Below are 20,125 nucleotides of genomic sequence, written 5' to 3'. Positions count from 1 at the left end.
ACAGTATCGCCGAAGCCGTGGGCCGTCGCCTTCATCGGGCACCTGCTTACACTACGCACTGACACGACAGGCAGGGGGACGGGTGGGCATCGGCGAAGCCATGGCACTGGGCAGCGCAGCGACCTGGGCGGTGGGCGTGATCCTGGCGCGACAACTCGGTGCGTACCTGCCGCCGCTCGCGCTCAACCTGCTCAAGAACGGGCTGGTGCTCGCCGTGCTGGCGCCGGTGGCGCTGGTGGTCCATGCCGGCAGCTGGCCCTCGCTGCCGGCGGCCGAACTCGCCATCGTCGTCGCCAGCGGCGTGATCGGCATCGCGCTGGCGGACACGTTGTATTTCCGTGCGCTCAACGAACTCGGCGCGGGCCGGATGGGCGTGATCGGCAACCTCTACAGCCCGCTCGTGCTGCTGCTCGGTTTCGTGTTCCTCGATGAGCGCCTGGGCGCCGGACAGTGGGTGGGCTTCGCGCTGGTGGGCCTCGGCGTCCTGCTGGTCAGCCGACCGCCGGACCAATGGAAGACGCATCCGCAGCACACCGCGCGCGGCGTCATGATCGGGTTGCTCGCGATCGCGCTGATGGCGATCGCCATCGTGATGGTCAAGCGGACGCTGGAGACGCAACCGCTGCTGTGGGTGACCCTGCTGCGGCTGGCCGGCGCGGTGGCGGGCCTGATCGCACTGGCCGCACTGCCTGCGATGCGCGCGCGCATGCGTTTCGTCGCGGCCGATGTCCCGTGGCGACGCCTGCTGCTCGCCGCCCTGGTCGGCCAGGGGCTGTCCATGGTGTTGTGGCTTGGCGGCTACAAGTTCACTTCGGCGTCGGTGGCGGCGATCCTCAACGAATCGGCATCGGTGTTCCTGGTGGTGCTCGCCGCGCTGTGGTTGCGCGAACCGCTCGGCAAGCGGGCGTTCATCGGCGTGGTCCTCACGTTCAGCGGGATAGCCTGTATGCTCCTTGGCCGAGCGACGCCATGACCCCCACCCTTGCCCGCCCGCACTGCGAAGCCGATCCCGCCGAGCCTGGCCAGGTGCGGCTGGGCGGCGACTGGACGCTCTCGAGCGCCCTGGTGGTGGCCGAGGAACTGCGCGGCCTGCCCGAGGCGGTGACGCGCATCGATGCGACCGCCATCGACCGCATCGATTCCGCCGGCGTGCTGCAGCTGCTGCGCTTCGCCAAGCGCCGCGGCATGGAACTGTCCGACATCGCCTTCCGCCAGGACCATCGCGCCCTGGTCAGCACCATCGAGGACGTCGCCGACGACCGCCCCCCGCGCAAGCGCGACTATGGCGTGCTGGCCGCGCTCTCGCGCCTCGGCTATCGCGTGCACGAGAACGGCCAGGAGATCGTCGCGCTGCTGAGCTTCACCGGCGAGAACCTGGTCAAGCTGGTGCGCATGGTGAAGGAGCCGCGCCGCTTCCGACCCACCGCCACGGTCGCGCACATGGAAGCCGTCGGCCTGGACGCCGTGCCGCTGGTGATCCTGCTCTCGTACATGGTGGGCGCGGTGATCGCGTTCCTCGGCTCCACGGTACTGCGCGACTTCGGCGCGGAAATCTACGTGGTGGAACTGGTGAGCATCGCGTTCCTGCGCGAGTTCGCCGTGCTGATGACCGCCATCGTCCTGGCCGGGCGCACCGCCTCCGCATTCACGGCGCAGATCGGCGCGATGAAGAGCCGCGAGGAGATCGATGCGATCCGCACGCTGGGCCTGGACCCGATCGACCTGCTGGTCATTCCGCGCCTGATCGCGCTGCTGGTGATGCTGCCGCTGCTGACCTTCATCTCGATGATGGCGGGCCTGGCCGGCGGCGTCACCGTCGGTGCATTCGACCTGGGCATCCCGCCGCAGATGTACATCGCCCGCATGCACGACACCATCGAGGTGAAGCACTTCCTCGTGGGCCTGTCCAAGGCGCCGGTGTTCGCGCTGGTGATCGGCCTGATCGGCTGCCTGGAAGGCCTGCGCGTGGAAGGCACCGCGCAATCGGTGGGCGAGCGCACCACATCGAGCGTGGTGCAGACGATTTCGCTGGTCATCATCATCGACGCGCTCGCCGCGTTGTGGTTCATGCACATGGACTGGTGAGGCGATGAGCGACGAAAGCCCCATCATCCGCGTGCGTGGCCTGGTCAACCGCTTCGGCGAGCAGACCGTGCACGAAGGCCTCGACCTGGACGTGCGTCGTGGCGAGATCCTCGGCGTGGTCGGCGGTTCCGGCACCGGCAAGTCGGTGCTGATGCGCTCGATCCTCGGCCTGCGCCAGCCCGATGAAGGGCAGATCACGGTGCTTGGCGAGGATGCGCGCTCGGAGGACCCCGCCGCGCGCCAGCACATCGAACGCAACACCGGCGTGCTGTTCCAGGACGGCGCACTGTTCTCCTCGCTGACCGTGGGCGAGAACGTGCAGGTGCCGTTGAAGGAACACCATCCGGAGCTGCCCGACAGTTGGCGCTACGAACTGGCGCTGCTCAAGGTCAAGCTGGCGGGCCTGCCTGCCGATGCGCTCAACAAGCTGCCTTCGCAGCTGTCCGGCGGCATGCGCAAGCGGGCCGGCCTGGCACGTGCGCTGGCCCTCGATCCGCCCCTGCTCTTCCTCGACGAACCCACCGCCGGCCTGGACCCGATCGGCGCGGCCGCGTTCGACCGGCTCATCAAGACGCTGCAGGAGGCGCTGGGGCTGACGGTGTTCCTGATCACCCATGATCTGGATACGCTGTACGCGATCTGCGACCGCGTCGCCGTGCTGGCCGACCAGCAGGTTGTCACCGTCGCACCGCTCAGCGAGGTCGAACGCTTCGATCATCCCTGGGTGCAGGAATATTTCCATGGTCCACGCGCACGCGCCGCGCGCGACGGACAGACGGCCCACGGGCCACCCCACACGCAAACGGCGGTCTGATCGATGGAAACCCGTGCCAACTACGTGCTCATCGGCGCCTTCACGCTGATCATCGCGGCCGCGCTGCTGCTGTTCGGCCTGTGGGCGGCCAAGTATTCGTCCGAACGCACCTGGCAGGAATACCAGGTGGTGTTCCGGGAGGCCGTCACCGGCCTGTCGGTCGGCAGTCCCGTGCAGTACAACGGCATCGCGGTGGGCTCGATCACCAAGCTGTCGCTGGCGCCGAACGACCCACGCCAGGTGGTCGCGCGCATCCGCGTGGAGTCCTACACGCCGGTCAAGACCGACACCCGCGCCAAACTCGCCATCACCAGCCTGACCGGGCCCACCATCATCCAGCTCAGCGGCGGCACGCCGCAGGCGCCGACACTGACCAGCGTGGACACGCGCGAAGCCCCGGTGATCCAGACCGCGCCGTCCGCGCTGCAGAACATCACCGACACCGCCAACCGGATCGTGGAGCGCCTGGACCAGGTGCTCAGCGACAAGAACGTCGCCAGCATCACCGCCACGCTCGAGAATCTGGAATCGATGAGCAATTCGCTGGCCAGCCGCGAGGACGGGCTGGAATCGCTGATCGTCAGCGCGCGCGACGCCGCCCAGAACCTCGACAAGACCCTGACCACCACCAACGGCACCATCGAGCGCCTGGACCAGAACCTGGTACGCGAGCTGCCGGACATCCTCGCCAAGCTGGAAAGCACGCTGGGCAAGCTGGACTCCGCCGCCGGCAACGCCGACGCGATCATTGGCGAGAACCGCGCCGCCATCAACAGCTTCGCCAACGACGGCCTGGGCCAGCTGGGCCCCACCCTCACCGAACTGCGCGGGCTGGTGCGCGATCTGCGCCGCGTCAGCGACCGCCTCGAAGGCAATCCCGCGCGCTACCTGTTGGGCCGCGACGCACCGAAGGAGTTCGACCCGAAATGAAAGCGCTGCGCATCTCCCTGTGTGTCTCCCTGATGGCATTCGCGCTGGCCGGATGTTCCATCCTCGGCAGCGAACAACGCGACCCGGTGACGATCTACGCACCCGACATCCGCGTGCCGGCGCGGGCGGAATGGCCCACGGTCGGTTGGTCGCTGGTGATCGCCAAGCCCACCGCCGCGCGCGTGGTCGACAGCCCGCGTATCTCGGTGCGTCCCACGCCCGGCGAACTGCAGGTCTATCGCGGCGTGTCATGGGCGCAGCCGGCGACCGAGCTGGTGCAGGACGCGGTGCAGCGCACACTGGAAGACTCCGGCCGCATTCCCGCCGTGGCCAGCGCCGACGCCGGCATCCTCGGCGACTACAAGCTGGTGATGGATGTGCGCCGCTTCGAAGCGGATTACGCCGGTGCCGCCGTGCCATCGGCCGTGGTGGAGATCAGCGCCAAGCTCGTCAGCAGCCGCGATCAGCGCGTGGTGGCCTCGCGCACCTTCCTTCAGCAGCAGCCGGCTACGTCGGTGGAGGTCGCCCAGGTGGCGCAGGCCTTCGACGGCGCGCTGTCGGCCGCCACGGCGGATCTGGTGGGTTGGTTGCTGGTGGCGGGCCGGGACGACGCGCCCCTGCGCCGCTGACCCGTCAGCGACGTCGGGCGGGATCCACGTAGCGGAAGGTCAGGTTGATCCTCGGCCCCAACAGCCGTGTCGTACGCGGCAAGGCATGGCGGTAGACGCGCTGCGTATCGCCTGACATCACCAGCAGGCTCCCGTGCGGCAATTCGATCGCCGCGCGCATCGTCGCCTCCTTCCGGTGCTTCAGCAGGAACCGGCGCGCCGCCCCCAGGCTGACCGACGCGATCACCGGCTGCGGCCCCAGTTCCGGCTCGTCGTCGCTGTGCCAGCCCATCGCATCGCGCCCGTCACGGTAGAGGTTCGCCAGCACGCTGTTGAACGGCACGCCCAGTTCGGCCTGCAACCGCAGCCGCAATGCGGACAGCGCATCCGTCCAGGCATGTGGCGTGAAGGCCGTGCCCGAGTAGCGGTACACCGCATCCGCGTCGCCGATCCACGCGCTGAGCCGGGGCGAATCCACCTCGCGCCCGAACAGGCGGATGCGGTGCACGCTCCACGGCAAGGCATCGATCAGGTCGTCGAACAGGCGATCTGCGGCATCCCCCGTCAGCCAGTCGGGCTGGAACCGCAAGGTGGCGCCGGGCAGCCCTGCGTCGACGCCATCCGCAGGCAGCGGCAAGGGTATGGTCATGCCGGCGATGCTCGCGGATTTGCCCCGTTCCGCGCAAACCCCGAAAATACCGGCAGCCTAATGCCATGCCGGAGCCGCAGTGATGTCCGATGTCGAACGCGATGTAATGGAATACGACGTCGTGACCGTCGGCGCGGGCCCCGCGGGCCTGGCCTTCGCCATCCGGCTGAAGCAGCTGAACCCTGACATCTCGGTCTGCGTGATCGAGAAGGCCAGCACCATCGGCGCGCACATCCTGTCCGGCGCGGTGATCGAGCCCGCCCCGCTGGACGCCCTGCTCCCGGGCTGGCGCGACAACCCGCCGCCGGTCTGCGTGCCGGCCGCGGACGACGAGTTCTGGTACTTCAGCAAGGACGGCGGCCGCAAGTTCCCGATGGTGCCGCCGGGCATGCGCAACCACGGCAACTTCATCGTGTCGCTGGGTGCGATGTGCGCCTGGCTGGCGCCGCAGGCCGAAGCGTTGGGCGTGGAGATCTACCCGGGCTTCGCCGCGTCCGAGACACTGCACGACGAGGACGGCAAGGTCCTCGGCGTGCGCATCGGCGACATGGGCATCGCGAAGGACGGCAGCCACAAGGCCGGTTACACGCAGGGCATCGACATCCGCGCCAGGGTCACCGTGCTGGCCGAAGGCGCGCGTGGTCACCTCACCAAACGCCTGGTGAAGCGCTTCGCCCTGGACAAGGACAGCGATCCGCAGGCGTATTCGATCGGCATCAAGGAGCTGTGGCAGGTGCCGGAAGGCCGCGTCACGCCCGGCAAGATCGTGCACACCCTCGGCTGGCCGGCCAGCAACGACATCTACGGCGGCAGCTTCCTCTATCACCTGGAGAACAACCAGATCGCGCTGGGCTACGTCAGCGGGCTGGACTACAAGGATCCGGAGTACAAGCCGTGGGAGGCCTTCCAGCAATGGAAGAACCACCCGCTGATCAAACCGGTCCTGGAGGGCGGCAGCATCCTGTCCGCCGGCGCGCGCGCCATCGTCACCGGCGGCTGGCAGTCACTGCCGAAGGTCGAGATGCCTGGCGCATTGCTGATCGGCGATACCGCCGGCCTGCTCAACGTGCCGAAGATCAAGGGCACGCACCAGGCGATCCGCAGCGGCATGCTGGCCGCCGAGCACCTGGTGGCATCGCAGCTTGAGCCCGAGGGCTACGACACGAAGTTGCGCGGCTCCGAGGCGATGGCCGAGCTGAGGTCGGTGCGCAACATCAAGCCCGGCTTCAAGAAGGGCCTGTGGTTCGGCATGGTCAACGCTGCGTGGGAAACCGTCACCGGCGGCCTGTCGCCGTGGACGCTGAAGGTGAAGGCGGACTGGTCGTCGCTCGACAAAGTCGGCGAGCACGAAGAGCCCAAGCGCGATTACGTGGACCGCACGCTCGCGCCACGCGATCGCCTGCAGGGCGTCTATTTCGCCGCCACCGAACACGATGAGGACCAGCCCGTGCACCTGCGCGTGCACGACACCTCCGTCTGCGTCAGCCGTTGCGCCGCCGAATACGACAACCCCTGCACGCGCTTCTGCCCGGCAGGCGTTTACGAGATCGTCGATGACGGCGAGGGCAAGCGCCTGCAGATCAATGCCGCCAACTGCGTGCACTGCAAGACCTGCGACATCAAGGACCCCTACCAGATCATCGACTGGGTGACGCCGGAAGGCGGCTCGGGGCCGAATTACCAGAACCTGTGATGTAGTAGGTCTGGAGTACCAAAGCAAAGGGCGGGGTTCGCACCCCGCCCTTTCTGTTAGTCCAGTTGGCAACCCATCAATTCAGCCGGTCGCCACCCGTAACCTGCCATGACGTATCTGCCACCCGATAAACCAGCGCACCTCCGGTGATGCTGGTGCCGTTCATCAGTTGGACGTAGTTCTCGCCCGTGGTGCTGTTACGCCAGAACAGGTCGCCAAGCCCGTCCCCATTGTAATCACCCGAATTCACGACCTTCCACGCAAGGTTCGCTTCGGTGTACACCCTCGTATCGCTACGGACGGTCAATCCATCCATCAGCCAGACATGGCAGACACCCGTAGTGTCGTTGCGCCAATAGATATCCGACTTGCCGTCGCCATCAAAGTCGCGGATGGCAACGATCTTCCAGGCTTGATTGGCTTCCCGACGCGTAAACCCGGTTCCGGCGAGGATGTTGGCGCCGCTCATGAACTGGATGTAGTTCTCGCCCGTGGAAGTGTTGCGCCAGATGATGTCCGCCAGCGAATCACCGTTGAAATCCCCGGTACCGATGACGTTCCACGCCAGATTCGGCTCATTGTAGACACGTTGCATCTGGACAGGATTCAAGGCGCCCATCAGCCAAAGATCGTGGGAACCATCAACGGTGTTCCGCCAGTACAGATCGGTAACGCCGTCGTTGTTGAAATCACCAAGCGCGACCACTTTCCAGTTCTGGTCGGCGACAGTGCGCGAATAACCCGAAGTCGCAAGTACGGTCTTGCCATCCATGTGCTGGATGTAGACCTGCCCGGTCGATGTATTCCGCCATAGCACGTCGGCCTTGGCATCGGAATTGAAGAATCCGGTCCCGATGACTTTCCACGCGGCACTTGGTTCGCTGTAAACGAACGAGGAAGATGCAATCGCGAGACCATTCATGGTCCAAAGATCGTTGTTGCCAGTGCTCGCGTTGCGCCAGTACACGTCGGACCTACCGTCTCCGTCGAAATCATTCGGCACCTTGCCGAACGCGACCACCGTCGCCCGGAACGTCGCAACGATGGGAAGCGTCTGATTCAGGCTGCGGGCATTGTCTTCGCTGTCCGCGACACCGCACACGAGGTTGGCTGCGGCGCCGCACGTGCTCTTCAACGGCGTCGAGAAGATACGGTGCGCGATCTGACCTTCGTCGCCGTAAGCCATCACCGTGTAGAAGTTGCCCGACGCCGCCGCGGTCTTGTAGCCGAACGAGTAGGGGTAACGACCGAACAACTGGTTGGTGCCGCCAGGCGGCAGGTTGTCATTGATCTTCGAGTTGGCGCGATCGTGCGCGGAACCCATCAGGTGCGCCGCTTCGTGGACCAGCGTTTCGTCCGCGCAGTAGTACGTCGCGCCATCGGTGCCCTGATCGTAACCATCGCTGATGACCGCATAACCCCACGAGGCATCAGCGGCAGTGATCGCGGTCTGGTTGGCGCCGTTCAGCCAGGCAATACCGCAGCCCGCGTTTTCGGGCGTGTTGAACTTGCGGACCAGCACCGCGATATCGGCGCCGTACTGGTCGCGGGCGGTACGCAACGGTGCCAGGCTGGCGGGTATCGTGACCGCGGACTGACCATTGCTGCCGGTCAATTCGGACAATGCCGCCTGGTTGGTGTTGGTATTGGTGTAGCTGACCTGCACCGCGTTGACGATACGCAGGTAGCCGTTGATGTTGCTGTTGACGAACGCCTGGTTGCCCACCTGGACCAGGTAGACCAGACGCGTCGCAGCGCCGGAGGCACCACCGTTCGCCGTTGCGAACTCCGGGGTGTAGCCAATGGCGATATCGATCGTGTTGGCGGCCGTCTGGGGCGCGCCCTGGGCGATCGCCGTCGCACCCTGGCTGACCTGGGCGGCCTGAGATACCGCAGCACCCATCGAGGAGCGGAGTGCTGCCGCCTCGGGCACCATCACGTCCACGTGCCCCTTGGTGGCGGACACGACCTTGGACGGGTCGGTCAGCACCGCGAACACGGAACCGTTGCGCGTCTGCAGGCTCAGCGCCGGCTTGCCGTTGGCCTGGGGAATCGAGCCGAAGACTGCCTTCTCACCGAAGGTGATGATGGCTTCCTGCATCTGATCGCCGCCTACGACGCGGCCGATCCAGGTCCAGTTTCCGTCGATTTCCTCGACGTGGCGCTCGTAGCGCAGCTTCACCTGGCTGCCATCGGGCGCCGGCACGGTCATTTCGCCGTCCGCGATACCCTTGAACGCGTGGGCCTCGCTGATGGAGGTCGGGTACCAGGTATAGGCGCCCTCCTGCTTGGTGGCCGTCGCCTTGTTCGGATAAGAGAGCAGTGCGCCACGGTCCGGCGCGTTGGCGATGGAAGCGCCGATCGCGCGGCTCAACGCCAGCGAGGCCGGCAGGCTGCCGGTCGCCTTGCTTGCGGCGACACCCCGCATCCCTGCCACCCCAGATTCGGGGCTTTCTCCACTGCACCCGGCCAATGCCAATACCAAGGCGCAAGCGCCAATGCGGAGTTTCATACGTACCCTCAAGAAAAACAGTTGGAGCCCCTGAACAGACACTATAGCCCAGCCCGTGGAAATGAAAACAGCCAAGTAGGTCTACTTGGCTGTTTATCGGCAGGCAGGCGTACAGCTGAAAGTCAGATGTCGCTTGCAGGCAACACGCAAGGTTTGAACTGCGTCACGCCTTGCGGATGCGCCCGGTCAAGAGCTCGTGGAGAAGGTGACACCGGTCTTGGCCCGAAGCTCGTCTTCGGCCACACCGTCGGCCGCTTCGATCAGCACCAACCCCTCGGGGGTCACGTCGAACACCGCCAAGTCGGTGATGATCCGGTCTACCACGCCCACGCCGGTCAGGGGCAGGTCGCACTGCGGCAGGATCTTGTGGCTCCCGTCCTTGGCCACGTGCTCCATCAGCACCACGATGCGCTTGACGCCAGCCACCAGGTCCATGGCGCCGCCCATGCCCTTGACCATCTTGCCCGGGACCATCCAGTTGGCCAGGTCGCCCTTGTCGGTGACCTGCATGGCGCCCAGCACGGCCAGGTCGATGTGGCCGCCGCGGATCATGGCGAAGGAGTCGTGGCTGCCGAAGTAGCTGGCGCCCGCGCGCGCGGTGACGGTCTGCTTGCCGGCATTGATGAGGTCGGCGTCGATCTCGTCCTCGGTCGGGAACGGACCGATCCCGAGCAGGCCGTTCTCGGACTGCAGCCAGACGTCCACGCCCGCGGGAATGTGATTGGCCACCAGGGTCGGCAGGCCGATGCCCAGGTTCACATAGGCACCGTCGGTCAGTTCGCGGGCGGCGCGCTGCGCCATCTCATCGCGGGTCCAGGGCATCACTTGTCTCCTTGGCGGACGGTGCGCTGCTCGATGCGCTTCTCGGGGGTCGGGTTGTGGACGATGCGGTCCACGTAGATGCCCGGCAGGTGGACATGGTCGGGGTCGATCGCGCCGACCTCCACCACTTCCTCGACCTCGGCGATGCAGACCTTGCCGGCCATGGCGCAGGCCGGGTTGAAGTTGCGCGCCGTCTTGCGGAACACCAGGTTGCCGGCCTTGTCTGCCTTCCATGCCTTGACCAGCGACACGTCGGCGGCCAGGGCGGTCTCCATGACGTACCAGTGTTCGCCGAACTGGCGCGTTTCCTTTCCTTCGGCCACGACCGTGCCGTAACCGGTGCGGGTGAAGAACGCCGGGATCCCGGCGCCGCCGGCACGCAGCCGCTCCGCCAACGTGCCCTGCGGGTTGAACTCCAACTCCAGCTCGCCCGAGAGGAACTGGCGCTCGAACTCCTTGTTCTCGCCCACGTAGGAGGAAATCATCTTCTTGATCTGCCGTGTCTCCAGCAGCAGGCCCAGGCCGAAGCCATCGACGCCCGCATTGTTGGAGATCGCCGTCAGCCCCTTCGCACCACTGTCCCGCAGCGCGCCGATCAACGCCTCGGGGATGCCGCACAGGCCGAAGCCGCCGACGGCCAGGGTCTGTCCATCCGACACGACACCTTCCAGCGCGGCTGCTGCGCTGGCATAGACCTTCTGTTTGCCTCCGGAGGCCGGGTTACCCGCCATGGCGCGATCCATTCGTGAGGAAAGTCCGCATTCTACCCAGCCACCCCTAGGCGACACAGGTACTTTCGGGCAATGGGAATCCCGTGCGGGACGTGCGCGTACACTTCCGGCATGAGAACCGTCGCCCTCGTCACCGCCGTCGCTGCCACCGGGCATGACGATGACCTCGTTCCGTTGCTCGATGCGTGTGCCGACGCTGGCCTGCACGCCCGCGCCGTGGCCTGGGACGACCCGACCGTGAGCTGGGGCTGCTTCGATGCGGCGTTGCTGCGTTCGCCGTGGGACTACACCGAGCGGCTGTCCGACTTCCTGACCTGGTGCGAGCACACGGATCGGGTGACGCGCCTGCTCAATCCGCTGAACGTCGTGCGCTGGAACACTGACAAGCACTATCTCGCGGATCTGGCCACCATCGGGATCCCGGTCGTCCCCACCCGGTTCGTGGAGCCCGATGCCGAGCCCATGGACGCGCTGGCGGGGTTCCTGGACGCATTCGACGCACAGGAGTTCGTCGTCAAACCGGCGGTGAGCGCCGGCGCTCGCGATACCCAGCGGTACGCCCGGGGCCAGCAGTTCGTGGCCGGCAACCATATCGGCCGGTTGCTGGAACAGGAGCGCAGCGTGATGCTGCAGCCTTACCTGGCCTCGGTCGACCAGCACGGTGAGACCGCGCTGCTGTACTTCGATGGCCGGTTCAGCCATGCCGCCCGCAAGAGCGCCCAACTTCCCCCCGGCGAGACGGCACGGCAGGCACCGATGGCCCTCGGCGAGATCGTGGCGACGGTCGCGACGCCCGCCGAGCAGGCGCTGGCCGAACGGGTCCTCGCCGCGACCACGCGCCTGCGACAGCTTGAGACGCCCCTTCCCTATGCGCGCATCGACCTGTTGACCGGGGCGGACGGGCAACCGTACTTGCTGGAACTGGAATTGACGGAGCCTTCGCTGTTTTTCGCCCAGGCTCCCGGCAGTGCAGCCCGTTTCGCGGCTGTCCTCGCATCACAACTGGCGGACGGCACCGTACGGGCTCGCATGGCCCCCGCCTGACGGCTAAAATCCCAAGTCTGCCCTCGGCCAGCCGCCGCGGCCGGGCCTCACCGTCGCATACAGGAATTCCCGCAGGATGAAGATTCTCGTCGCCTACAAGCGCGTGGTGGACTACAACGTCCGCATCCAGGTCAAGCCGGACGGGTCCGGCGTGGTCACCGACGGCGTCAAGCTGTCCCCCAACCCCTTCGACGAAATCGCACTGGAAGAAGCCCTGCGCCTGCGCGACAAGGGCATCGCCACGGAAGTCGTGGTCGCCACCATCGCCCCCGCCGACGCCCAGGCCCACCTGCGCAATGGCCTGGCCATGGGCGCCAACCGCGCCATCCACGTGGTCACCGACCAGGCCATCCAGCCGCTGACCGCCGCCCGCACCCTGCTGAAGCTCGTCGAGAAGGAGTCGCCGGACCTGGTGATCCTCGGCAAGCAGGCCATCGACGACGACGCCAACCAGACCGGCCAGATGCTGGCCACGCTGTGGGGCCGTCCGCAGGCGACGTTCGCCGGCAAGCTCGACATCGCCGACGGCAAGGCCACGGTGGTGCGCGAGGTCGATGCCGGCCTGGAAACGCTGGACATCGACCTGCCTGCGGTCGTCACGACCGACCTGCGCCTCAACGAACCGCGCTTCATCAAGCTGCCCGACATCATGAAGGCCAAGAGCAAGCCGCTGGAAACGCTGCAGCTGGCCGACCTCGGCGTCGAATCCGCCGACACGCACAAGACCACGCACTACGCCCCGCCTGCCAAGCGCAGCAAGGGCGTGATGGTGAAGGACGCGGCCGAACTGGTCGCCGCACTCAAGCAGAAGGGGTTGCTGTAATGAGCAAGGTTCTCGTCATCGCCGAACACCTCGACGGCAAGCTCAACGCTTCAACCGCCAAAACCGTCAGCGCTGCCGCGGCCGTGAAGGCCGACGCCATCGATGTGGTCGTGCTGGCCGCCGATCCGACGGCCGTCGCCGCCGACGCCGCGCAGATCGCCGGCGTCGCCAAGGTACTGACCGTCGCCAACGCCGCCAACACGAATGCCATCGCCCAGGTGCTGGCCCCGCAGATCGCCAAGCTCGCCGCGGGCTACACGCACGTGTTCGCGCCGTCGACCACGTTCGGCAAGGACCTGCTGCCCTGCGTCGCCGCCCTGCTCGGCGTCAACCAGGTCTCCGACCTGATGGCCGTGAAAGGCACGCACACCTTCAAGCGCCCGATCTACGCCGGCAACGCGATCATCACCGTTGAAACTCCGGCCGACCAACCTGTGGTCGCCACCGTGCGCACGGCGTCCTGGCCGGAAGCCGCCAGGGGCGGCAGCGCGGCGATCGAAGCCGCCAGCGTGGACGCTGCCCTGCCCACGCACACCCGCTACGTCGGCCTGGCCGCCGGCAAGTCCGACCGCCCCGACCTGCAGAGCGCCAAGCGCGTCGTCTCCGGTGGCCGCGGCGTGGGCTCTGCCGAGAACTTCAAGGTCATCTATGCGCTGGCCGACAAGCTGGGCGCCGCCGTCGGTGCTTCGCGCGCCGCGGTGGACGCCGGCTACGTGCCGAACGAACTGCAGGTCGGCCAGACCGGCAAGATCATCGCCCCCGAGCTGTACGTGGCGGTCGGCATCTCCGGCGCCATCCAGCACCTGACCGGCATCAAGGACGCAGGTACCATCGTGGCGATCAACAAGGACGGCGAAGCGCCGATCTTCGAGATCGCGGATATCGGATTGGTGGGGGATTTGTTCCAGTTGCTGCCGGAGCTGGAGTCCTCGCTGGCTGCGAGCTGAGTCACGTACCACTTGTCGGCAAGTCTGTCCGCGACGGCGATGATCGAGCGACCTTTGTTTCATGTTCCCAGGATTGGATGATGAACAAGTATCTATCTGCCCTGTTGTTGGCGTCTCTGTTGATCTCAACTGGTTGCAAGCAATCCGAGGCCCCCGCGATCGATAGCCCGCCGACGACACCCCCGGCGTCGAAGGAACCTGCCGATACCAGCCCCACAAGCACCCGGGCAACGGGGGTCAACCAGCTATTGACGGCCACACCGGGTGCGGCGGGTTGCGCCACCGGTAGCGTCGCCAAGTTCCACTGGGACGCCAGGTCGAATCCCGACATCGCGGCTGTCGAGCTGTCCGTGGGCGATGACATGGCTGCCAAGCTGTTTGCCGCTGGCGGACCCGTGGGCGACGCGGAGTCGGGCCCCTGGGTGTATTCGGGAACTGTTTTCGTTCTCCGGGACAAGGCGAATGGGGCCGAACTCGATCGCGTCGTGATTTCCGGCCCGGCCTGCACGCCACCGACACAGCCGGTCGCGCAGTAGACATCATCACACCGGGTTGTCGACACGGATGACCCGCTCTCCTTTCCGTTCGCCCAGGCCATACCTCCGATGACCACCTCAGTCGTTCCCGTCAACTCGCTAGCCCGACATATCGCTCCGCTCAAGGCCGCGCTCTCCGCCGACGCTGCGAGGGTCATCGATAGTGGGCACTACGTGTTGGGGCCGGGGGTCGCTGAGTTCGAGCGCACTTTCGCAGCCTATTGTGGTGCCAGTGATTGTATTGGCGTTGCAAACGGCACGGATGCGCTGGAGCTGGCATTGAAATCGGTAGGAGTGGGTGTCGGCAGCCGGGTCGTCGTCGTGGCGAATGCCGCCATGTACGGCACAACGGCCGTGCTGGCGTGCGGGGCGACGCCCATCTTTGTCGACGTCGACAGCGAGGGCGCGCTCATAGAACCCACGCTGTTGGCGGAAGCGCTGGCCACTGGCGACATCAAGGCCGTCATCGTCACTCATCTGTATGGCCGGCTCGCGCATATCGATCAAATCGTGGAGCTATGCCGATCCCGCGGCGTTGCCATTGTCGAGGATTGCGCACAGGCGCACGGCGCGCGGTCCAGCGGCCGTGCCGCCGGCAGCTTCGGCGATGTAGCGGCATTCAGTTTCTATCCGACGAAGAATCTCGGCGCACTGGGCGACGGTGGCGCGATCGTCACCTCGAGCGCCGAAATAGGCCAGCGGGCCCGCCAGCTGCGTCAGTACGGCTGGACGGCCAAGTACACCAATACGCATGTGGGGGGGCGCAACAGTCGACTCGACGAGATCCAGGCGCGGATGCTTCTTACGATGCTGCCCATGCTCGACGGATGGAACGCCCGAAGGCGCGACATCGCCAATCGCTATTCGAACGGGATCCAGAACAGCGGCATCACCGTTCCGGCGCCCGCAGATGAGCGTTATGTCGCGCATCTCTATGTTGTCCATAGTGATCGTCGCGACGCACTGCGCGCCCACCTGGAAGGTCTCGGCGTGCAGACGGACATTCACTACCCCGTACCCGACCATCGCCAACCCTGCCACCAGGGCGCCTACGACCACATCCAACTGCCCGTTACTGAGAAGCTCGCGACCACGGCACTCACTTTGCCCTGTTTCCCGGAGCTGACCGATGAGGAAGTCGAGCGAGTGATCGATGCATGCAACCAGTTCTGAATCCACGCTACTCGCTGATAATCCCGGTCTATAGGAACGCCGAGAACATCGACGAACTTGTGCCCGCTTGCCGAGCGCTGCACGAAGCGCTCGATAGTCGCCTCGAAGTCATTTTCGTCGTCGACGGAAGTCCCGACGACTCGCACGCCCGACTGAAGGCCCGCCTGCCCTCCAGCGGCCTGCGGGCACAGCTGATATCGCTATCCCGCAACTTCGGGTCTTTCGCCGCAATCCGCGAAGGGATGCTGCATGCGCGAGGAGAGTTCGCAGCCGTCATGGCGGCCGATCTCCAAGAGCCCCCCGAACTTGTCCTGGATTTCTTCTCTCGCTTGGAAAAAGGCGAGGGCGACATTGCGTTCGGGGTGCGCGAGGCGCGCAATGACCCGATGATGTCCAAGGTGTTTTCCGCGATGTTCTGGAGGATCTATCGCAGCTTCGTCCAGCGCGATGTCCCTGTTGGCGGCGTGGATGTATTTGCGGTCAACCGCGCCTTCCTGGATCGCGTGACGGGTTTTTCGGAAGCCAACAGCAGCCTGCTGGCACTGTTGTTCTGGATGGGCGGGCGGCGAATCTTCGTTCCCTACGTACGACGTGAGCGGGTTCATGGCAAGAGCGCGTGGACATTCAGGAAGAAGTTCACCTACCTGCTGGATAGTGTATTTGCCTTCACGGATGCCCCGATCCGCCTGTTGCTTGCCAGCGGCATCCTGGGAATGGTGCTCGCCATCACCTTGGGCATTGCCGTCCTCCTGGCCCGCCTGCTCGGCGAGGTTGATGTGCCGGGTTATACAGGCACGATGCTGACCGTGCTCTTCTTTGGCGGCTTGAACGCACTGGGTCTTGGTCTGGTCGGCAACTACGCTTGGCGAGCCTACGAGAATACGAAGCACAGGCCCCTCAGCATACCGATGATGCTGGACCGGTTCGGCGAGCCGTCCCCTCATCCCAAGGAGCAGAAATGACTCATGCCGTGCCGGACAATATGCTTGCCTCCTCGCGAGGCCGTGTCGCTGCCAGCGCGCACCTCGCGCCCGGCGTGGTGATCAATGGCGCATGCGATATCGGCGAGCACTGCCAGATCGATGCCGGCGTGATCTTGGATGCGGGGAAGGACGGGACGATCGTGCTGGAAGACGGTGCGCACGTTCAGGCAGGCGCCGTCGTTGCCGGAACGGTGATCATCGCGCGGCAGGCGTTGGTGCAGGCGGGCGCCGTGGTGACGCGGGACGTACCGCCTCACTCCGTGGTTGCTGGGAATCCCGCACAGATCATCGGCTACACCGTCAGCGACGACCACGCAGGACGGAACACGGTGAACCAGGCCCCATCCGCACCGGGGGTCACGAGATCGAGCGTGCGCGGGGTCACACTGCATCGCTTGCCTAAAGTCTTGGATCTGCGCGGCAACCTGACGGTAGGCGAATTCGGCCGCTCGGTGCCCTTCGACGCCAAACGCTATTTCATGGTCTTCGGCGTACCGAATGCAGAAGTCCGGGGAGAGCATGCACACCGCACATGCCACCAGTTCCTGGTCTGCGCGCATGGCAGCCTGGCGGTGGTCGCTGACGACGGCATCAACCGCGAGGAATTCCAACTGGACGACCCGTCGGTCGGCATCCACCTTCCCCCTCTGACATGGGGTGTCCAGTATAAATACTCTCCGGACGCGGTCCTGATGGTTTTCGCATCCGAGTTCTACGATGCCGAGGAGTACATCCGCGACTATGCGGACTTCATCCGGCTCGTGGAGAAGAAGGACTGATTTGACCATGACCGAGCTGAGCCAACTTCTGGACGAGTACGGCGCCGACACACTTCTCGCAAGGGCGCGCCAGAGCGGTGTCGAAGGCCCTCACGCCTTCATACGCGGCATTGACCGCGACTACGATCGCGATGTCATGCTGAAGCAATGGTTTCGCCCACTCGCGCAGCAGGACGATTTCCGCTTTGGCGCAGTCGTTGACAATGAAGAGTTCTGGGTACTGATGGAGCGGCTGCCGTGGGATTCGGACTTCTTCTCCATGCAGACCGCTCGCCTCAATGCCGTTCTCCCTGGCCGGCGCGTAGGATTGAGGGACGATAGTGCTGGCGGCGCAAGTGCCCTGCGCCGCTCACTACAGGTAGCCGCCTCCCGCGGAATCCAGTACGTGTTCGCTCCAGTCTCGCCGAATGATCTGTATTCGTTGCGACTGCTGACCGCAAACGGCTTCGAACTCATCGAGACGAGATGCCACTACCACCGTCCGCTGCTAGCCCCACCGGTGGATCGGCATTCCGTACGGCTAGCCATCGAAGCCGACATTCCTTCGTTGGCGCGCGCCGCGCGCACCATGATCAATCCCTACGACCGGTTCCACGCCGACCTTGTCATAAGCGACGCAGACGCGGATCGCATGATGGAACGCTGGGTAGAGGCATCGATACGGGACGGCTTCGCCGATGCCACCATCGTGCCCGACGTGGATGAGCCTGAAGCATTCTGCACGGCCAAGTACCATCGGGACCACTGGGATGGCTGGGGCCTCAAGCTGGCACAGCCCGTGTTGAGCGCCGTCACTCCACGCCACAAGGGATGGTACGTGCGCATCATTTCCGAACTGGACGAGCACTTGCGCAGTATGGGCGCCGAGCACAGCTTCCTGATCACCCAACTGACCAACAATGCGGTGATCCGCTGCTGGGAGAAGTTGGGCTACCAGTTCGGTAAAGGCGAGCATATTTTTCGCAAGGTGCTTTGAACATGAAGACAGAGCCCCTACCAGCCGGTGTCGATTCGAGTGCCGCAACGACACTGGAGTGGCTGGACACCTCCGGGACGGAGCGCGACTTGGTATCGGCCATACTCGCCGGGCGAGTGGACGACGTACTGGTCGTTTCGTCCTCTGCCGCCAGGATCGAACGATGCCTCAAGCTCGGTTTTCCCGTGACCTCCGCAGAGCAAATGCTGCGATTGCGCATGCGCGCGACACGCGAAGAAGGGGGTACACACGACCTGCCGGGCAGTCGCCCGGATCTGGAGCTCCATATCGCGCCGGGGCGAGCAGACGAGCTCGATGCACTGCTTCGCTCTGGCTACGGCGTCGCGGAATCCCTGTGGGTCTTGCGCCTGCTGCCTGCGCTTTCGCGGAGCGTGCTGCCGGTCTTGGAGCGGGAGTTCTCGCTGACGGATGAAGACGTCCAGGCATACGGAGAGCAGAGCGGCGATCTGAATCCATTGCATTTCGACGATGAATTCGCACGCAGCCAAGGTTTCGAGGAACGGATAACCCACGGCATGATCTTCAACGGCTGGCTGACCCGACTGCTCGGCACCGAGTATCCGGGTGCCGGCACCATCTTCCTGCGCAATGCGGCGAGCTACTTCGCTCCCGTGTACGCGAATCGCCCCTACAGAGTCCGGATTTCCACGCCACGCCACGACATAGCCAAGGGCACTCATCTCGTGGTCGCCCAACTGCTGGATCAGGACGGCCGGCATTGCACGGTGTCGTACAACGATGTGATGCTCCGACCACCCAGGGGCTAGACGCCGGATGCGCAGAATTCTCGCTGGACAAGGCGTGCGCTTCCTTATCGGTGGCGGCGCCAATACGCTGCTCTCGTACGCGCTGTATTGGATGCTGCTGCCTTGGATGCCATACGCATGGGCGTACACCGTGAGCTATGCGCTGACCATACTGTCCGGATTCGCGATCAATACCTGGTTCGTGTTTCGCACATCCTGGAGCTGGGTGAAGCTAGTTGCATTTCCCCTCATCCACGTTGTCAATTACCTCGCATCCCTGTCGATAGTCTGGGTAGCGGTAGAAATCCTCAACGTACCCAAGACGATAGCGCCCGTCGTGGCGACCTTGATCGTGCTGCCCTTGAATTTCGCCCTGACCCGCAAGCTGATTCATCGCCCGGATTGATTCGACCCCCGTCTATCGCTTGGCGATCAGGGTCCAGTTACCGAAGTAGATGCCGCCTTCCGGATCCCACGGCATGACCATCCGCGCGTCACTGAAGCCGGCATCACGGACTTCATCCAGGATGTCCCAGCCGAAATGATAGAAACACAACACTCCTCCGCTGATCGGATCGCCGTGGTACTCAGGAGGAAGCAGATGCATGACCTCGCCGGAGTCCGTCAACTTGGCTCGCACCACGGTGGATTCCGCATCCGTGAAAGGATACGTTGCGACGAGTACACCTCCTGGCCGCAAGACGCGACGGAATTCCGCGAGTGCTGCACGATAGTCCGGCACATGTTCCAGCACATCGCCAGAATAGACGGCCTGGAAGGAAGCATCTTCCCAGGTCAGCCGGGTCACATCCTGGAAATCGACTCCGCCGTGCCCCCCCAACCCGCGCAGGTGACGCGCAAGCGATTCTCGTTGCGTGGCGCTCGGCGCAAACTCAGAGCCCTGCACTCGAGGCCAGCCTCGCTGCAGTCGCACGTAGAGGGCGGTAGCCTGCTCCGTGCAATACAGCGGTAGATCCGGGGGGCATGATTGTCGAAGGAACTCCACCGAAGAACGCAGACGCGCCGACAATCCGCAGCGTTCGCAACGCATGCCTTCGCGCCAATCTTCCGACTCGAGTAGACGCTGATCGTTGTCGCAGACGCCACAACGCATTGAGACCGAATCGGGAGTTCTCCGCAGTTGCTCGGTTAGCGCATGCGAATGCAACCAGCTTTCGCGCAGCCCCGGGTGATCGGCCCTTTCTTCCAGTCTCTGAAACGAAAACTCGACCATGGTCCCATCGCCCTCCCAG

Annotated in this window: 21 protein-coding genes; 16 read left to right on the top strand and 5 right to left on the bottom strand. The window is 64.9% G+C overall.

Annotated features, from left to right (window positions below; genetic code table 11):
• The first annotated feature begins 100 nt into the window (after nt 1–100).
• Genes ASD72_RS08790 through ASD72_RS08770 form a run of 5 tightly spaced genes read left to right on the top strand, consistent with a single transcriptional unit; the run spans nt 101 to nt 4,458 of the window.
• Nucleotides 101–973 carry a DMT family transporter gene (locus tag ASD72_RS08790; RefSeq protein ID WP_056879532.1) on the top strand — a complete coding sequence of 291 codons (873 nt, stop codon included), beginning with the start codon at nt 101–103 and terminating at the stop codon, nt 971–973.
• Nucleotides 970–2,085, top strand: a complete 1,116-nt coding sequence (locus ASD72_RS08785; protein ID WP_056879531.1) for an MlaE family lipid ABC transporter permease subunit — start codon at nt 970–972, stop codon at nt 2,083–2,085. The genes ASD72_RS08790 and ASD72_RS08785 overlap by 4 nt, the downstream gene beginning before the upstream one ends.
• Nucleotides 2,086–2,089: 4 nt before the next feature.
• Entirely contained in the window at nt 2,090–2,899 is an 810-nt protein-coding gene (locus tag ASD72_RS08780; protein WP_056879530.1) for an ABC transporter ATP-binding protein, read from the top strand.
• A gap of 3 nt (nt 2,900–2,902) precedes the next feature.
• Nucleotides 2,903–3,829: an MlaD family protein gene (locus ASD72_RS08775; protein WP_056879529.1), complete on the top strand. Its 927-nt coding sequence runs from the start codon at nt 2,903–2,905 to the stop codon at nt 3,827–3,829.
• Nucleotides 3,826–4,458 carry an ABC-type transport auxiliary lipoprotein family protein gene (locus tag ASD72_RS08770; protein ID WP_056879528.1) on the top strand — a complete coding sequence of 211 codons (633 nt, stop codon included), beginning with the start codon at nt 3,826–3,828 and terminating at the stop codon, nt 4,456–4,458. Before ASD72_RS08775 ends, ASD72_RS08770 begins: the two co-directional genes overlap by 4 nt.
• A 4-nt stretch (nt 4,459–4,462) precedes the next feature.
• On the opposite strand, the gene ASD72_RS08765 is transcribed toward ASD72_RS08770, so the two are convergent.
• Entirely contained in the window at nt 4,463–5,086 is a 624-nt protein-coding gene (locus ASD72_RS08765; protein WP_056879527.1) for an alpha-ketoglutarate-dependent dioxygenase AlkB, read from the bottom strand.
• Nucleotides 5,087–5,168: 82 nt separating this feature from the next.
• On the opposite strand from ASD72_RS08765, the gene ASD72_RS08760 reads away from it, so the two are divergent.
• Nucleotides 5,169–6,779 carry an electron transfer flavoprotein-ubiquinone oxidoreductase gene (locus ASD72_RS08760; RefSeq protein WP_056879526.1) on the top strand — a complete coding sequence of 537 codons (1,611 nt, stop codon included), beginning with the start codon at nt 5,169–5,171 and terminating at the stop codon, nt 6,777–6,779.
• 76 nt (nt 6,780–6,855) lie between these two features.
• Here the strand turns inward: ASD72_RS08760 and ASD72_RS08755 are convergent, their stop codons facing one another.
• The 3 genes from ASD72_RS08755 to ASD72_RS08745 form a co-directional block, all read right to left on the bottom strand.
• Nucleotides 6,856–9,291 carry an FG-GAP-like repeat-containing protein gene (locus ASD72_RS08755; RefSeq protein ID WP_081420239.1) on the bottom strand — a complete coding sequence of 812 codons (2,436 nt, stop codon included), beginning with the start codon at nt 9,289–9,291 and terminating at the stop codon, nt 6,856–6,858.
• Nucleotides 9,292–9,477: 186 nt separating this feature from the next.
• Entirely contained in the window at nt 9,478–10,113 is a 636-nt protein-coding gene (locus tag ASD72_RS08750; protein ID WP_056879524.1) for a CoA transferase subunit B, read from the bottom strand.
• Nucleotides 10,113–10,844 (bottom strand): CoA transferase subunit A, encoded by a 732-nt coding sequence (locus ASD72_RS08745; protein ID WP_056879837.1) that lies wholly within the window; start codon nt 10,842–10,844, stop codon nt 10,113–10,115. The genes ASD72_RS08750 and ASD72_RS08745 overlap by 1 nt, the downstream gene beginning before the upstream one ends.
• Before the next feature lie 111 nt (nt 10,845–10,955).
• Here ASD72_RS08745 and ASD72_RS08740 point away from each other — a divergent pair, with 111 nt between their 5' ends.
• The 10 genes from ASD72_RS08740 (at nt 10,956) to ASD72_RS08695 (ending at nt 19,278) form a co-directional block, all read left to right on the top strand.
• Entirely contained in the window at nt 10,956–11,888 is a 933-nt protein-coding gene (locus tag ASD72_RS08740; protein WP_056879523.1) for a hypothetical protein, read from the top strand.
• A gap of 76 nt (nt 11,889–11,964) precedes the next feature.
• Nucleotides 11,965–12,711: an electron transfer flavoprotein subunit beta/FixA family protein gene (locus ASD72_RS08735; RefSeq protein ID WP_056879522.1), complete on the top strand. Its 747-nt coding sequence runs from the start codon at nt 11,965–11,967 to the stop codon at nt 12,709–12,711.
• Nucleotides 12,711–13,658 carry an electron transfer flavoprotein subunit alpha/FixB family protein gene (locus ASD72_RS08730; protein WP_056879521.1) on the top strand — a complete coding sequence of 316 codons (948 nt, stop codon included), beginning with the start codon at nt 12,711–12,713 and terminating at the stop codon, nt 13,656–13,658. Before ASD72_RS08735 ends, ASD72_RS08730 begins: the two co-directional genes overlap by 1 nt.
• Nucleotides 13,659–13,735: 77 nt before the next feature.
• Nucleotides 13,736–14,194 carry a hypothetical protein gene (locus tag ASD72_RS08725; protein ID WP_056879520.1) on the top strand — a complete coding sequence of 153 codons (459 nt, stop codon included), beginning with the start codon at nt 13,736–13,738 and terminating at the stop codon, nt 14,192–14,194.
• 69 nt (nt 14,195–14,263) lie between these two features.
• Entirely contained in the window at nt 14,264–15,367 is a 1,104-nt protein-coding gene (locus ASD72_RS08720) for a DegT/DnrJ/EryC1/StrS family aminotransferase (RefSeq protein ID WP_056879519.1), read from the top strand.
• Nucleotides 15,352–16,329: a glycosyltransferase family 2 protein gene (locus ASD72_RS08715; RefSeq protein WP_056879518.1), complete on the top strand. Its 978-nt coding sequence runs from the start codon at nt 15,352–15,354 to the stop codon at nt 16,327–16,329. Before ASD72_RS08720 ends, ASD72_RS08715 begins: the two co-directional genes overlap by 16 nt.
• Complete coding sequence (locus ASD72_RS08710) at nt 16,326–17,129, top strand: WxcM-like domain-containing protein (protein ID WP_081420238.1); 804 nt, start codon at nt 16,326–16,328, stop codon at nt 17,127–17,129. The genes ASD72_RS08715 and ASD72_RS08710 overlap by 4 nt, the downstream gene beginning before the upstream one ends.
• A gap of 7 nt (nt 17,130–17,136) precedes the next feature.
• Nucleotides 17,137–18,105, top strand: coding sequence for a hypothetical protein (locus ASD72_RS08705; RefSeq protein ID WP_155944553.1), 969 nt, complete (start codon nt 17,137–17,139; stop codon nt 18,103–18,105).
• Between the two features lie 2 nt (nt 18,106–18,107).
• Nucleotides 18,108–18,893 carry a MaoC/PaaZ C-terminal domain-containing protein gene (locus ASD72_RS08700; protein ID WP_056879515.1) on the top strand — a complete coding sequence of 262 codons (786 nt, stop codon included), beginning with the start codon at nt 18,108–18,110 and terminating at the stop codon, nt 18,891–18,893.
• 7 nt (nt 18,894–18,900) lie between these two features.
• Entirely contained in the window at nt 18,901–19,278 is a 378-nt protein-coding gene (locus ASD72_RS08695; RefSeq protein WP_056879514.1) for a GtrA family protein, read from the top strand.
• A 12-nt stretch (nt 19,279–19,290) separates the two neighbouring features.
• On the opposite strand, the gene ASD72_RS20535 is transcribed toward ASD72_RS08695, so the two are convergent.
• Nucleotides 19,291–20,106: a class I SAM-dependent methyltransferase gene (locus ASD72_RS20535; protein WP_155944552.1), complete on the bottom strand. Its 816-nt coding sequence runs from the start codon at nt 20,104–20,106 to the stop codon at nt 19,291–19,293.
• Between the last annotated feature and the right edge of the window lie 19 nt (nt 20,107–20,125).

Source organism: Pseudoxanthomonas sp. Root630, assembly GCF_001427585.1.
Taxonomy (GTDB): domain Bacteria; phylum Pseudomonadota; class Gammaproteobacteria; order Xanthomonadales; family Xanthomonadaceae; genus Pseudoxanthomonas_A.
Note: the sequence above shows the minus strand (reverse complement) of the source record. Positions and strands in the feature narration are given on the sequence as shown.